The following is a 1,259-nucleotide window of genomic DNA, read 5'->3' on the forward strand; positions in this document are numbered from 1 at the left end:
GTCGCTGCGCAAGCGGGGGTCTCTGCTGATCCACTGACCGACAGGGCATTGCGCGGCAATGTCCCGAGAGGTTGGGTCGACAAGGAAATGACCTGGCTTGCGTCTCATGAATGGCGACGCAGATGGCCAGCGGTGTTTTCCGATGCAGCCATTCAGTTTTGGCTGCCCACTGCCCGGCAGGGCATCGCGAAGCGATGTCCCGCGAGGGGATCAAGATCCTGTTCAGGCTGCCGCTTCGCCAGACCGCCGGGATGGTGGCAAGCCTGCTGAAACTGGCGGGGCTGGACTGGCCAGTGCCGGATTTCTCGACGCTGTGCCGCAGGCAAAAGAACTTGGCGGTCCAGGTCCCGTATCGCCGCGCGGATGGCCCGCTGAACTTGCTCGTGCCCTCTCGGGACAATTTCTACGAAATGTCCTGCCGGGTGACAGATAGCACCGGGATCAAGCTCCTCGGCGATGGCGAATGGCAGGCACGCAAACACGGGATTCGGGGGCGACGCCAGTGGCGCAAGCTCCATCTGGCCACGGACCCGGCCACATCCGACATCCGCGCTGTGGAATTCACGCCAAGCCGCCAGGATCCCTCTCGTGGTTGTGCTGCGCAAACCACTGCCGGGCAGTGGACAGCCCCGTGCTGCCCGACCTGCTACGCCAGATCCCGGAGAGCGAACTGATCGGCACAGTGACCGCGGACGGCGTCTACGACACGCGCCGCTGCCACACCGCCTTCATCGAGCGTAACGCGGTTCCGATCATCCCGATCCGCAAGAACGGGCGGCTTTGGAAGGATGACTGCCCCGCGGCACGCGCCAGAAACGACACCCTGCGCGCTACCCGATACTATGGCCGGGCCTTCTGGAAACGCTGGACGGGCTATCACGCCCGAGGTCGGGTCGACCCGGCAGAGCCCTTCTTCGAGGGCATGTCGCTGGATGATCTCCTGCGCCCGGTCCACCTGAACCCGAACGGGCGCATTCCGACCATCGTTGATCGCGGCGCTGATGACTTCGCAGTGTTCGAGAGCGGCGCGATCCCGTGGTATCTCGCCGAGAAATACGACCGGTGGCGTTGCCACGACCCCAAGGAGCGCTCGGAGACGCTGCAACGGCTGATGTTCCAGATGGGCGGGATCGGCCCGATGATGGGCCAGGCGATGTTCTTCCAGCGGATCGCCAAGCCTAACAGGGTGCTGAAATAGTCGGGCGAGCGGAATTGTTTTCCGTCTTGCTAGGCGTGATGGCGCGATCCTCCGGCCGTTC

1 pseudogene is annotated in these 1,259 nt (G+C 64.0%); it reads left to right on the forward strand.

From position 1 onward, the window contains the following. Positions 1 to 87 precede the first annotated feature (87 nt). Positions 88 to 898 (forward strand): annotated as a pseudogene (locus HC022_RS26820) (IS5 family transposase); the annotation flags it as partial. Between the last annotated feature and the right edge of the window lie 361 nt (positions 899 to 1,259).

Origin of the sequence: Salipiger sp. HF18, from assembly GCF_011806505.1 — a bacterium.
GTDB classification, from domain to species: domain Bacteria; phylum Pseudomonadota; class Alphaproteobacteria; order Rhodobacterales; family Rhodobacteraceae; genus Salipiger; species Salipiger thiooxidans.